Origin of the sequence: Aliiroseovarius marinus (genome assembly GCF_050881025.1) — a bacterium.
GTDB lineage: Bacteria > Pseudomonadota > Alphaproteobacteria > Rhodobacterales > Rhodobacteraceae > Aliiroseovarius > Aliiroseovarius marinus_A.
Window position 1 is genome coordinate 123188 of sequence record NZ_JBNNXQ010000004.1, and the last position, 13238, is coordinate 136425.

Sequence of the window (13238 nt, forward strand, 5' to 3'; positions counted from 1 at the left end):
GAATGACGAGAAGATGAAATGCTGATCGAAGCTGCACATAAACCGCATGAAGCACTTGGGGAATATCTTGCCGCCGAAATGGAGGCGGTAAACACGCTGATTCGCGAGCGCATGGCGTCAAAACACGCCCCGCGTATTCCCGAAGTTACCGCGCATCTGGTGGACGCAGGCGGCAAACGTTTGCGCCCGATGCTGACGCTCGCGGCCGCACGGCTTTGCGGCTATGAGGGCCCCTATCACATCCATCTTGCGGCCACGGTCGAGTTCATTCACACGGCCACGCTTTTGCATGATGATGTGGTGGATGAAAGCGGCCAGCGACGCGGCCGCCCCACGGCAAACCTGCTGTGGGATAACAAGTCCAGCGTTCTGGTGGGCGACTACCTTTTTTCGCGTTCGTTTCAGCTGATGACAGAAACCGGATCGCTTGACGTGTTGCGCATCTTGTCAGATGCATCCGCCACAATTGCCGAAGGCGAGGTGCTGCAACTGACCGCCGCACAGGACCTGTCGACCACAGAAGATATTTACCGTCAGGTGGTGCGCGGCAAAACAGCGGCGCTGTTCTCTGCGGCAACCGAAGTGGGGGGCGTGATCGCGGATGTTGCCCCTGAACAGGTGCAGGCGCTTTATGACTATGGCGATGCGCTGGGTATCTCATTCCAGATCGTGGATGACCTGCTTGACTATCTGGGCAGCGACGCCACCGGCAAAAATATTGGCGATGACTTCCGTGAACGCAAACTGACCCTGCCGCTGATCAAAGCCGTGGCCAAGGCAGATGCCGACGAACGCGCGTTTTGGGTGCGTACCATTGAAAAGGGACGTCAGGAAGACGGCGACCTTGAACAGGCCCTGATGCTTCTTAAGAAGCACGGTGCGCTGGAAGACACGCGCGCCGAGGCGATTGCCTGGGCCGACAAAGCAAAGGCCGCGCTGACGAAATTGCCGGACCATCCGATCCGTCACATGTTGCATGATATTGCGGACTACGTCGTCGCACGGGTCAACTGAGCCCTATTTTCTTGTCCAAAATACCTCGGAGTGAATGCGCGTAGCGCAGAGAGGCAGCGCCTCTGAAGGCTCATGGCACAGCCATGAGCTGCTCCTTTCTGCGCTGATACTTATGCGGGGTTTGCCCAGACTGCGCCTCGGGCAAAGGCGCGTCTCAACTCACCCACGGACCCTCAGCTTAGCCGCGCAGGCGTCACCCACCAGTCGGGGTGTGCTTCGGCAAGGCGCGCGGCGCTGACACTGGCGTCTTCTTGCGTGGCGCATAGACCAAAACATGTCGCGCCCGATCCGGACATGCGCGCAAACCTCACGCCGGGCAAGCTGTCGAGCGCGGCAATCACCTCTGCGATCACCGGGGCTGCTGCAATGGCCGGGGTCTCCAGGTCATTGCGTTGCGCGGCAATCCATTTGATGAATGCGGGCAGCTTCATGGCTTGGGGAATGCGTTTGGGCATGGCCGGGTTGGCCTTTGTTTCCAGCGCCGCGAAAACCGCAGGTGTGGGCACTTCGACGCCGGGATTGACCAACACCGCATAAAGCTCTGGCAAGCCCGGCCAAGGGGTCACGTCTTCGCCAATGCCGCGCATTCTTGCGGCTTGACGCATCAGGCAAACGCGCACATCCGCACCCAGATCATGCACCCCTTCTGGCAGATGCGCATCGCCCAGAAGATCGGCCATGGCCAACACCGTGGCCGCGGCGTCTGAGCTGCCGCCGCCAATGCCTGCCGCGGCGGGCAGGTGTTTTGACAGAATGATCTTCACCGGTTGATCAAACAGCGCCGCCGCTTTCATCACCAGATTTGACCCATCTGACGGGATACCATCAGCACGTGGTCCAATCACCTCAAGCGAGGATGTTTCAGCGGGCATCACCGTGATCCGGTCCCCGACATCGGCAAATACCACAAGACTGTCGAGCAGGTGGTAGCCATCGGCTCGTTGCCCTGTCACATGAAGGGTCAGGTTCACCTTGGCGGGCGCAAAGACTTTCGAGATCTGCATGCGCCGATCACTCACCCCCATGAAGCGGGGCCGCGCCCTCTTCATCCAGCACCACATCAAGCCCAACTTCGATCTTGCGGCGCACGCGGTCGGGGTTCATTTCGGTCAGGTCCGTGTCATCGGTGATGAAGCTCAGGGCGCGGCTCCACTGAAATTCCGCCTCGCGCGCGCGACCAACGGCCCAGTAGGAATCGCCAAGATGGTCGTTCAGGATTGGGTCTACCGGCATCAGTTCCACGGCCCGCTCCAGATGCGATACGGCCTCTTCATATTTCCCAAGCCGAAACAGCGCCCAGCCAAGGCTGTCGACAATGAACCCGGAGTTCGGGCGAGCCGCCACGGCGCGTTCGATCATGGCAAGGGCTTCGTCCATCTTTTCGCGCCGCTCTACCAAGGAATACCCCAGATAGTTCAACACGTTGGGCTCGTCCGGGCTCAGGGTCAGAGACTTGCGGAAATCCGCCTCGGCAGCGGGCCAATCATTAAGCTTGTGGGCCGCAATCGCACGTTGGAAATAGGTTGCCCACTGGCCGGGCAAATCCGCCTGAAACTGGCCGATAGCCTGGTCATAGGCGCCACGTGCTTCTTCATAACGGTCTTGCTGCATCAGCGTATCCCCAAGCGACACGCGAAAGCGCAGCGTGTCGGGATAGGTGTCTGCGAGGGTGCGCAATTCGCCGGTGGCCTCGTCCAAACGATCCGCCCGGCGCAAGACATCCGTGCGCCCAAGTGCTGCGTGCTGATAGGCGAAACTGCTTTTCGGAACCCGGCCAAAAGCGTCGATGGCAAGGTCGTAATGCTCCATCTTTTCAAACAGTTGAGCCGAAAGCAGCATTGCGCCTTCATGGTTCGGGTTCAGGTGTTCGGCAATCCGGTTGTAAAGCAATACAACCGTGGCATCCGCATCCGGCGCCAGACTTTCGGCAACCGCATAAAGCAGTTCAGCCACCCCGTCGCGCGGCGTGCGCACGGCTGTAAACTCAAGCTCTTTCCCCGCCTCAAGATCCGCCAGCAACTGATCGGTTTCCGCGTCCGACATGCCATTCAGCGCCGCCGTGATCACCTCGGTTGCTTCGTCGTGACGCTCCAACCGGCTCAGAATCTGGGCACGCGAAAACAGCCCGCCCCGGTTCAGATGCAAGACACCTTCTGATCCGCCCAAAATCTGCGCGGCGTTTTCGAAGTCACCCACATGCGCCAAGGCCAGAGCCTTTTGATAAAGCGCAAACCCTTTGCTGTTTTCATCCTGCGTCAGCTGATCGAAAATTTTCAGCGCATCGGACATTTTCCCCTGACCGATGCTGGCCCATGCGCGGATCATCTCGTCCACCATCGGCGCGATCGAGATTGTGCCATCCAGCAAAGCTGTCGCCTCGGCCCAACCATCGCGGGCCAGGGCATCCCCCAGCATCACCAGCCCGGCAATCTGGTTGTCTGCGGACAGCGCGGACAGGCGGCGGGCAAAGGGCAGGCTTTCCCCGACCTGGCCCAGTGCAATCTTGGCCACGACGACCCCTTCCAGGATGTCGATGTTTTCAGGCTCTTCTGCCAGCGTGCGGATGCCGTAATCCACCACTTCGGGGAAGCTGCGCGACATATCCGCATGGCGTGCCGCCAGATAGGCGCCCGCGGTGCTGTCTGCCAGCCCCGGTTGGGAAATTCCGATCTGGCTTGCCAGAAGCAGCGGAAGGAGAAGTCGTTTTGGCGACAGGGGATTGGGCATTTGCGAGAGCTTCCTTGGCCGTGATCAGGGCGTTTGGTTGAAACCTAATCCCCCCGTGGCCTGAAAACAATGAGGGGCAGCACTTGGCCACCCCTCACAATTGCGTTTTTCGTCCGAATTACATGTTCGGATAGTTCGGCCCGTCGCCACCTTGCGGCACGGTCCATGTGATGTTCTGCGACGGGTCTTTGATGTCGCAGGTTTTGCAGTGCACGCAGTTTTGGAAGTTGACGACGAAACGCGGGTCTTTACCCTCTTCTTCGACCACTTCGTAGACGCCAGCCGGGCAATACCGCTGCGCAGGTTCTGCGAACTCGGGCAGGTTGACCGAGATCGGCAGCTCTGCATTGGCCAGCTTCAGGTGGCAGGGCTGGCTTTCTTCGTGGTTCGTGGCCGCGAAGGACACGTTGGTCAACCGGTCAAAGCTGAGCTTGCCATCGGGTTTCGGGTAGTCGATTTCCGGGTAATCTGCGGCTTTGCCGGTGGCCTCTGCATCGGTTTTGCCGTGTTTCACGGTGCCGAAGGGCGACCAGCCGGTCAGCGTCTGCACCCACATGTCCAATCCGCCCAGCATCAGGGATGCGGTCAGGCCGAATTTCGACCAGAGTGGCTTCACGTTGCGCACTTTCTTAAGGTCCTTGGCGATCTCGCCGGTGCGCAGCTCTTGTTCATAGCCGTGCAGTTCGTCGCCCGAACGGCCTTCCTTGATGGCTTTCACAGCGGCATCCGCGGCGGCAATGCCGGACAGCATCGCGTTGTGGTTGCCCTTGATGCGCGGCACGTTCACCAGACCGACCGAGCAGCCCAGAAGGGCGCCGCCGGGGAACGAGGCTTTCGGCATCGACTGATAACCGCCTTCGGTGATCGCACGCGCGCCGTAGGCCACGCGTTTGCCGCCTTCCAGAAGTTTCGCAATCTCGGGGTGATGCTTGAAGCGCTGGAATTCCATGTAGGGATAGAGATGCGGGTTCTTATAGTTCAGGTGAACCACAAAGCCGACATATACCTGATTGTTTTCGAGGTGATAGATGAAGGATCCGCCGCCTGCATTCGACCCCAAAGGCCAACCCATCGTGTGGGTCACGGTGCCTTCGCGGTGCTTGTCGGGGTCAATTTCCCAAATCTCTTTCATGCCGACGCCAAACTTCTGTACGTCGCGCCCTGCTTGCAGGTCGTATTCGGCGATGATCTCTTTCGCCAGTGACCCGCGCACGCCTTCCGAGATGAAGACATATTTGCCGTGCAGCTCCATGCCCGGTTCGGTGTTTTCACCGATCGAGCCGTCTTCTTCCAGACCGAAGACACCAGCGACAACGCCCTTCACTTCGCCCTTGTCGCCATAGACCAGCTCGGAACAGGCCATGCCGGGGAATATCTCGACGCCCAGCTCTTCGGCCTGTTCGGCCATCCAGCGGCAGACATTCGCCATCGACACGATGTAGTTGCCGTGGTTGTTCATCAAAGGCGGCATCGGCCAGTTCGGCACGCGCAGGTGACCCGCCGGTCCAAGCACCAGGAAGTTGTCTTTCTTGACCTCGGTCTTGATCGGGGCGCCCTTGTCTTTCCAGTCAGGGATCAGCTTGTCCAACCCGCAGGTGTCCAGCACAGCGCCAGACAGAATATGCGCGCCCACTTCCGAGCCTTTTTCCAAGACCACGACGTTCAGGTCGGGATCTTGCTGTTTCAGACGAATGGCAGCCGACAGGCCCGCGGGGCCTGCGCCCACGATGACCACGTCGTATTCCATGCTTTCGCGTTCGATGTCGCTCATAATATTTTCCCCGGTCGATCCGTTTCGCAAGATCGTTAGCCCGCTGGTTCGGGCGGGTCAATCAGGACGCGACGTTTGAAGGGGCTGAAACCGACAATTTTCTTTGGTTAGCGCTATATCGACGCAAGATGGCCCAAAGTCCTGTCATCAACAGGATCGAGACATAGCCATCAATGGCATAGTGCCAGCCAATATAGACCGAGAAGAACTGATACATCAGCAGCAGGAGACCCGCGACCGGCCAGGTTTGGGGCGCGCGTTCCCATGCGTAGAGGGCAAACAGGCAGGCCATGGCAAGATGGACAGAGGGAAAGGCTGATATTCCGGGGGGCAACAGGGCGTTTTGGGCATGGCTGCTCCACAAAAGCCCCGCGAATTCCGCCAGCCAGTCGTCCATCAAGCCCATGTCACGGGCCGAGCTTATAAACGGGGCAAACCGGTCTGTGCCCTCGATCAGCCCATAGAAAATCGGACCGCCTGACATGAAGGCCAGCGCCAGCAGATTGCCGATCGCGATATCGGCAAATAACCACAAGATCACAAAGCGCCTGATGCGGCTTTGGTCCGTGTCAAATAGTATCAGCAAGGCCGGCAGGAAGATCGCCGGCAGCAACCAGATATATTGATAGAAATAGAAGACAAAGGCGTTGGGGATCATGCCCTGCATCGCATGGGCAAACACCCACGGGTCCGTGCCGAAATGCAAGATGCGGTCCAGCTCTGCCAAAAGCGGGTCGGCCCAGAAGGGCACGATATGCGGCAAGCTGGATTTCACCATCACAAAGCACAGCGAAAAGACCGAACACAGCGCCAAAGCAACAAAGGCCCAACCAAGCCTGATCGCCCAATCACGTTGACGTTTCAGGGCAATGACCAAAACGGCAAGGGACAGATAGGGCAGAAGCATCCAGACCGTGTCTTTCACCAGGTCCCGGATCAGCCCTGCTGCATGCCCGATCACAGCGGTTGGGTTGTCGCGCGTCAGATAGATGACTAAAATGCTGAAAGCTGCGTAGGCGGCGACGGAAATGAACAATATGCGCAAAAAAGACCTCTAACGACGCAAGAAGACCCATGGCCGGTCTAGCACGCGCTCATTGGGCGCTCTATAGAAGAAGTCAGTTTTTTTGTTATCCCGAACAGGCAGGACAGAAACGTAAAGATGGACAAGATACCTTTGACCCGCGCGGGCCATACCGCGCTGAATGACGAGTTGAAGCAGCTCAAGACCGTAGAACGCCCCGCGATTATCGAGGCGATTGCCACGGCGCGCGAGCTGGGTGATCTGAAAGAAAACGCGGAATATCACTCGGCACGCGAGAAACAGGGCTTCATCGAGGGCCGCATCAAGGAGCTTGAGGGCATCCTGTCGCTGGCCGAGGTGATTGACCCGGCGAACCTGTCTGGCGCGGTCAAGTTTTCAGCCACGGTGACCATCGTTGACGAAGATACGGACGAAGAAAAGACCTATCAGATTGTTGGCGAACCCGAGGCGGATATCGAGGCAGGCAAGCTGAACATCAAGTCACCGCTTGCCCGTGCACTGATTGGCAAAGAAGAAGGCGACAGCGTCGAAGTGCGCACGCCCGGTGGCGAAAAAGCCTATGAGATTCTGAAGGTGGATTGGATCTGACCATGACGCAAACGGGTGGGGGGCGCATGGGTGCTGCGACAGACAAGAACCCCGCAGGCAATGCGCGTGACGCGGCGGCGGGGCTGTCCAAGACCTCTTCCCCGGTGTCCGGCGGCGAGGTGATCGGTCTGGTCCTGTCCGGGCTTTGGCTGGCAGGATGTCTTGCGTTTTTCCTGATCCTCGGGACCGGTGATGCCGGCGCAGGTGCGGACCCGTTGCGCTTCGTGATGACCATCGTGGCCATCGTGATGCCCGTGGCGATCATCTGGGTGGCCGTGGCGGCGATGCGCTCGGCCCGGATCATGCGCGAAGAAAGCCAGCGCTTGCAGGCGGCGGTCGATGGGTTGCGCACCGCCTATATCCAACAGCAACAGGGGCTGGGTGGCGGCACGTCGCAAGCCTCGAAAGTCGAGCAAAAGCTGGACGAGATCGCACAGGTCAGCCGCAAAACCGAAACGGCGCTTGCGACGTTTACCTCGATCCGGCCCGGTGCCCCGGTGGCAGATGCGCCCGGCAGTTCCCCTGCCGCGCCCGCCCTTGCGTCGGCCAAATCGGATGACACGCCCGATGCAACAGATCAGACCAGTCTTGCGCTGGGCACCCGTGCCGAGGAAATCGCCGAACCCTTGTCCATTGGTGACTTCATCCGTGCGTTGCACTTTCCGGAAACTGCCGAAGATGCCGACGGGTTTCGCGCGCTGCGTCGCGCGCTCGAGGACCGTCAGGTGGCCGGTTTGGTACAAGCCTCACAGGATGTGCTGACGCTGTTGTCGCAGGACGGGATTTACATGGATGACCTGCGCCCGGATCGCGCACGTCCCGAGGTTTGGCGCAAATTTGCCGCCGGAGAGCGCGGCCGCAGCGTGGCTGTTCTGGGCGGCGTGCGCGATCGGTCGTCGCTGGCTTTGTCTGCAGGCCGGATGAAGAAAGACCCGATTTTTCGCGATGCGGTGCATCACTTTCTGCGCCGCTTTGACCAGACATTTGCCGAGTTCGAGAAAAACGCATCAGATGCGGATATTGCGGCCATGGCCGACACGCGCACTGCGCGCGCCTTCATGCTTTTGGGGCGTGTGGCGGGCACCTTCGACTGACGGCTGCTAAAGCGTTTCGAGATTAAGTTGGATCACAACTTGATTTCGAAACGCCCACACCATCAATAGGTCCCGCGCGTTTCGACTTATTGTCGTGCTTCAACAATAAGTCGAAACGCTTTGACACCACAGCCTAGAAAGCGCGCGCGGCCCTCAGCCCCGCGCGCTTTTTCGTCTCTGGTTGGTCAGAGCCAGCAGATAAGCGCCAAGGGTCACACCCCCGGCCATGCCCACCGCCCGCAGCATCGCGCCAGCATTTGCCCCCCACAGCGAGACGGACAGGGCAAACCCTGCTGCCACCAGCAGGCTTGTCCCGCCCACAAGTCTGAGCGCAGGCGCCATGCCCGCCCGTCCGCGACCCCGCCGTAAATGACGCAGCGATTGCACCATGCGCCCCACATCTGCCTGCATCGCCACAAGCGCGGGCACGACCAGAAGCACCAGAATCATGCCAAAGCCCAGCCCATAGGTCAGGGTGATCACGGTGGGTTTCAGAAACTCGGCCTGACGCGAGCCTTCATAGAGCAGCGGGGCCAGTCCCAGAACGGTGGTCATCGTGGTCAGCATTACCGGGCGCAAGCGGTCCGCCGCCCCGTCGATGATCGCGCTTCGCATGTCGCGGTCACGTGCATAGTCGTCGATCGTGGTCACCAGAACGATCGAGTCGTTGATGATGATCCCGGTCATCCCGATCAGCCCGACGACCGAGAACATGGACAGCGGCACATCCCAGCTGACATGGCCGAAAATGGCACCGGTCAGCCCAAAGGGGATAATCGCCATCACCACCAGCGGGCGCGTCCAGCTGGAGAAGATCCAGGCGAGCGTCAGGAAGATACCCAAAAGCACCAGGATCAGCCCGGTGCGCGCATCTGACAGGAACTCTTCTTGTTGTTCGGCCAGACCCGAGAGCTGATAGTCGATGGCGAAATCCTCGGCCAGCCGGGGCAGGATGTCATTCGCCAGCGCCAGCTGGATTTCCTCGGCGCGGGCCGGATTGCCTTCGTCGATGTCGCCCGTCACGGTCATCAGGCGCACGCCGTTGACCCGCTCGACACTGGCAAAACCGATGCGCCGTTCGACCGACACAAGATCGGCGAGGTTGATATAGTCTCCGCTCGCACTGCGCACTTGCATGCGGTCCAGAAAATCGGCGGTCAGCTCGTTTGTCGGAAGCTCCACCCGGATGTCGGCCGAGCGGGTGCCGACCGGATAGCTGGCGGCTTCGACCCCGTTCAGCCGGTTGCGCAGCACCGCGCCCAAATCGTCGATGGTGAAGCCCAACGCCTGCCCGTGGGGGGTCAGGTCCAGCACCAGTTCTTCTTTGTCATAGGCCAGACTGTCTTCCAGTGCAGACACTTCGGGGAATGCCGCAAGCTGGGATTTCAACGTTTCGGCGGCGGCCTTCAGACTGTCGGATGAGGCGCCGTAAAGGTCCACGTCCAGCGCATCCCCGCCCGGCCCATAGCGATTGCCCCGGAACGACAGGGTTTCCAAAAGCGGCAGGGTGGCGACCTCGTCTTGCAGGGCCGAGACGAAGGAAAAGACCGAATAGTTGCGCAGGTCCGCGTCAATCAGCTCGATCACGATGGCGCCCAGCAGGTCCGTGTCCTTGGCGTCGACGCCTGACAGACCGCGCCCGGAATTGCCGCCGATCTGGGCCAGCGCCTGTTTGATGGGGTTGCGGCCGTGCTCTGCCTCGAACCGGGCGGCGACCTCTTCCGTCGCGGTCTGGATCGCCTGCATCACCTCCAGAGTGTCGTCGCGCGTGGCCCCTGAGACCATGGCGAAATTGCCGGTGATGGTCGAGCGTTCCGGCCCGTTGAAAAAGCGGAAGGTCAGATCACCGCGGATGAAGATTGCAGCCTGGCTGATCAGGATCAGGATCACGGCCGCCATGACCGGATAGCGGGCGGTCACCACCCAGGACATGAGCGGGCGAAAGAGCCGGTCGCGCACCCGCCGAAAGCCTTTGTTCACCTGCCGCGACGGCCAGTCATACCAATGTTCTTTCGCCGTGTGGGTCAGGGCGTGGGCCATGTGATGGGGCAGGATCAGGAAGCATTCCACCAGCGAGGCGATCAACACGACGATCACCGTGAAGGGAATATCCGCGATCATGTCGCCAAACCGGCCGCCAATAGCCGTAAGACCGAAAAAGGCGATCACCGTGGTCAGGGTTGCGGAAAAGACCGGGGCAAACATGCGTTTTGCGGCATTTTCAGCGGCCTCGACGGGGCTTTCGCCCAGCCGGCGGGCGCGGAAATCGGCGTGTTCGCCCACCACGATGGCGTCATCCACCACGATGCCCAGCGTGATGATCAGGGCAAAAAGCGAGATCATGTTGATGGTCAGCCCGGACATATACATCAGGAAAAGCGCGGTGGTCATGGCAACCGGAATGCCCGCGGCCACCCACAGAGCGGTGCGGGCGTTCAGGAACAGAAACAGCAGGATCGTGACCAGCAAAAGCCCCACCAACCCGTTTTCCGTCAGCATGTTCAGGCGCGCTGTAATCAGCTCTGATCTTGTGCGCATCAGGTTGATCTCGACCCCATCGGGCAAGTTTTGCAACACCTCTGCGCGCACCTCTTCGACCGTTTCCTGAATGCCGATGGCGTCGCCCTGCGCGGATCGCGATACGTTCAGCGCAATGGCCGGATTTTCGCCCACGAAGTATGACCGGTCGCGGTCCACGCCTTCGACGATCACGCGGGCCACATCGCCCACGGTCAGCGCGTCGCCATCTGCGCCGGGGCGCAGCACGATGGCCTCGATCTGATCACGCGAGCGTTTGGCCACGCCCGTGCGCACACGCGCCGCACCCGAGGCCACGTCGCCTGCAGGGGCTGTGGTTACCTCGGCCGCGATGGCGCGCGCGATGGCGGCCATCGTCACGTCATGGCGGATCAGCGATTGCGAGGTCACCTCGATCACGGTGCGCGGGGCGGCGACCCCCCGGATCGTGGTGCGCGTCACGCCGCGTTCAAACAGCCGCAAAGTCAGCTCGTCGGCAAAGCGCGCCAGCTGATCGACCCCCACGGGGCCGGTGATCACCAGATCGGTTACGCTGTCACGCCACGCGCCACGTTTCACGCTGGGCGGGTCCACGTCCTCGGGCAGGTCTGCGACCTCGTCAACCGCGCTTTGCACGTCATCGGCTGCGCGCGCCACATCCCAGCCCGGTTCGAAATCCATGGTGATCCGAGCGCGGCCCTCAAAGGCGCGCGAGGAAACCTCTTCGACGCCTTCCACCGCCAGCAGCGCAGGCTCCAGAACCTGTACGATGGCTTCGTCCACATCCTCGGCGCCCGCACCCGACCAATTGGCGGTCACGGTCACGGTTTCAACTACCACATCCGGGAAGAACTGCGCGCGCATGCGTGGGTAGGTGGCAACACCCAGGGCGATCAGCACCACCAACAGCAAGTTGGCCACGGTGGTGTGGCGGGTGAAATAGGACAGGATGCCGGGGGTGCGTTGCATGGCTACTGCCCCATGCGGGCTTGCAGCCGCGCGAAGGTGTCGGCGGGCAGTTCGCCGGCCTTGATCTCTTTCATCAGCTTGGCTTTGCGATCTTCCGGCATTCGATCATTGGCCGACAGAAACGCCAGCAAGGCGCTTTGCTGGTCGGTGTTCAGCGTGACAGTTTCGGGGGCTTCGGGCACGGGTTTGCCATCTGATCCCTTGCGCAGTGGGCGCAGCTTGATCCCGGCCCCAAGGGTGGGGGTGCGTTCCAGCACCACTTCGCGCCCTGCCATCCCGTCCAGACGCAGGATCACGTCATCGCCCTGGCGGCGCAGAAGGGTGGCGGGGGCGGCTTCCAGTCGGTTGCCCTCGCCCAGGATCACGACGGAGTTATCGGCACCCAGTGCCGAGGCAGGCAAAAGAACCGCTTGTTCCAAAGCGGGTTCCGCAATGTCGACCGTGACAAAATCGCCGGGGCGCAGTTTGGGGGCCGGTTCGAGCGTTGCAAAGATTTGTCGCCCGGTCTGGCCATCCCCGACCGACGCCCCTTCGCGGGCGATTTTGCCGGCCACTGTCAGGTCCACTCCATTTGCGGCCAGCCGGACGGATACAGGCTGCGCGCTAAGCGCGCCATCGGGGCCGATCAGGCGCGCGTGCTGCGCGGTAGAGACGCGAAAGCTGACCTCAAGCGAGGTCGGGTCAATGATGCGCGCAAGCTTTTCGTTTGCCGTGACAATGCCCCCCTGAACGACGCTCACGTCTTCCAGCGTGCCGGACAGGCCCGCGCGGATTTCGGTTTCAGTCAGTCGGCGGGTGGCCTCCTCCAACCCCACGCGGCGGCGGGTCAGGGTGGCTTGCGCCGTGGCGATGCGCGCATCGGCCGAGATCACCGCTTGTCGTTTGGACAGCACCGCCTGCTCGGCGCTGGCGGCGGCCAAGGCGGCGTTTTCGGCGGCGGCCTCGGTGCCCACACCGCGCGATTGCAGGTCTTTTTGACGAAGCAGCGCGGCCTCGCGCAGGTCTGATTGGCGGCGGGCATTGGCCAGATCATCACGCGCCAGATCGCGCGCCGCGCGCGCGTCGCGCAGCTCTGCCTCGGCTTGTGTCAGGTCCGTTTGTGCAAGTTCTACAGCGCGTTGGAAATCAAGCGGGTCGATGCGCAACAAAAGATCGCCTTGCATGACTTTGCCGCCGGTTTCAAACGTGTCGGCCATTTCGACCACGGTGCCACCGGCAAGGGTGCGAATGTCCAGACCCCGGCGCGCGGAAACTTCGCCATTCACAGACAAAACGGGCACCACGCGGCCCGGCGTGATGGTCGCCACATTGGCCGAAAATACCCTCTCTTCGCCGCCGGGGCGCGCACCTTCGCGTTCAGCGCGCGCTTTCATCGCGCTGGTCACGGTCAAAACGGCCGTCGCCAAGAGGGCGATTGTGGCCGCCAGAAGAAAGAGGCCCATCAGGCTACGGCCCAGAAAGCGCATAAGAATTCTCCGTTTCATCCCCGCCCATCCTGACCCGCCGCGTCGGG

General features: G+C 61.0%; 9 protein-coding genes. 3 read left to right on the forward strand and 6 right to left on the reverse strand.

All coding sequences use genetic code 11. The features are described 5' to 3' along the window. Positions 1 to 18 precede the first annotated feature (18 nt). Entirely contained in the window at positions 19 to 1014 is a 996-nt protein-coding gene (locus ACRY08_RS13230) for a polyprenyl synthetase family protein (RefSeq protein WP_432450426.1), read from the forward strand. 173 nt (positions 1015 to 1187) lie between these two features. Here the strand turns inward: ACRY08_RS13230 and ACRY08_RS13235 are convergent, their stop codons facing one another. From ACRY08_RS13235 to ACRY08_RS13250, 4 genes are all read right to left on the reverse strand, one after another. After that, positions 1188 to 2018 (reverse strand): 4-(cytidine 5'-diphospho)-2-C-methyl-D-erythritol kinase, encoded by an 831-nt coding sequence (locus ACRY08_RS13235; protein WP_432450427.1) that lies wholly within the window; start codon positions 2016 to 2018, stop codon positions 1188 to 1190. A gap of 7 nt (positions 2019 to 2025) precedes the next feature. Further along, positions 2026 to 3741 (reverse strand): tetratricopeptide repeat protein, encoded by a 1716-nt coding sequence (locus ACRY08_RS13240; RefSeq protein ID WP_432450428.1) that lies wholly within the window; start codon positions 3739 to 3741, stop codon positions 2026 to 2028. A 118-nt stretch (positions 3742 to 3859) separates the two neighbouring features. After that, entirely contained in the window at positions 3860 to 5512 is a 1653-nt protein-coding gene (locus ACRY08_RS13245) for a 4Fe-4S dicluster domain-containing protein (protein ID WP_432450429.1), read from the reverse strand. A 61-nt stretch (positions 5513 to 5573) separates the two neighbouring features. Continuing rightward, positions 5574 to 6548 (reverse strand): phosphatase PAP2 family protein, encoded by a 975-nt coding sequence (locus ACRY08_RS13250; RefSeq protein WP_432450430.1) that lies wholly within the window; start codon positions 6546 to 6548, stop codon positions 5574 to 5576. Between the two features lie 126 nt (positions 6549 to 6674). On the opposite strand from ACRY08_RS13250, the gene greA reads away from it, so the two are divergent. Together greA and ACRY08_RS13260 are read left to right on the forward strand one after the other, a co-directional pair. Continuing rightward, on the forward strand, positions 6675 to 7145 hold the full coding sequence (greA, locus tag ACRY08_RS13255; RefSeq protein ID WP_432450431.1) for a transcription elongation factor GreA: 471 nt from the start codon (positions 6675 to 6677) through the stop codon (positions 7143 to 7145). 26 nt (positions 7146 to 7171) lie between these two features. Continuing rightward, a complete protein-coding gene (locus ACRY08_RS13260) occupies positions 7172 to 8239 on the forward strand; it encodes a hypothetical protein (protein ID WP_432450432.1) in 1068 nt (355 codons plus the stop codon). 153 nt (positions 8240 to 8392) lie between these two features. Here the strand turns inward: ACRY08_RS13260 and ACRY08_RS13265 are convergent, their stop codons facing one another. Together ACRY08_RS13265 and ACRY08_RS13270 are read right to left on the reverse strand one after the other, a co-directional pair. Then, positions 8393 to 11725: an efflux RND transporter permease subunit gene (locus ACRY08_RS13265; protein WP_432450433.1), complete on the reverse strand. Its 3333-nt coding sequence runs from the start codon at positions 11723 to 11725 to the stop codon at positions 8393 to 8395. Between the two features lie 2 nt (positions 11726 to 11727). Then, positions 11728 to 13209, reverse strand: coding sequence for an efflux RND transporter periplasmic adaptor subunit (locus ACRY08_RS13270; RefSeq protein WP_432450434.1), 1482 nt, complete (start codon positions 13207 to 13209; stop codon positions 11728 to 11730). Positions 13210 to 13238 lie beyond the last annotated feature (29 nt).